At 66.5% G+C, this 454-nt stretch carries 1 protein-coding gene; it reads left to right on the top strand.

The genetic code is table 11. The features are described 5' to 3' along the window. Positions 1–420: transposase (locus DW037_RS10705; protein ID WP_199578374.1), on the top strand; the 420-nt coding region annotated here is incomplete at its 5' end. Positions 421–454 lie beyond the last annotated feature (34 nt).

The following is a 454-nucleotide window of genomic DNA, read 5'->3' as shown; positions in this document are numbered from 1 at the left end:
AGGCTCGAGGCGCTCAAGAAGAGGGCCGGCTCGCGGCTGGTCAGGGCCTGGGAGCTCAAGGAGGACCTGCGGGCCGTCTTCCGGGCAGCCGACGGCTCCGAGGCCGCCGAGCTGCTCGACGACTGGATGCACAGGGCCGCCTACTGCAAGATCGCCAAGGTCGTCGCCGTGGAGAAGAAGGTGCGCCGCCGGCGCGACGACATCATCGCCGCAGTCGAGCTCGGCATCAGCAACGGGCGCGTAGAGGCCATCAACAACAAGATCAAGGTGACGGTGAGGATGGGCTACGGCTTCCGCAACACCGACAACCTCGTGGCCCTGCTCATGCTCAGGTGCGGCGACTGCCAGCCCCAGCTCCCGGGTCGCCCGGTGAAGGCGAGGAAGAAGGGCGTGAAGGGAGCGAAGAGCGTTGCTGCCTAGGCTAGCCCCTTGTCACACAAACTACCGAAGCCTC

Origin of the sequence: Collinsella sp. AF39-11AT (genome assembly GCF_003474585.1) — a bacterium.
In the GTDB taxonomy this organism is placed as follows: domain Bacteria; phylum Actinomycetota; class Coriobacteriia; order Coriobacteriales; family Coriobacteriaceae; genus Collinsella.
This window is presented reverse-complemented; position numbering and strand designations above follow the sequence as displayed.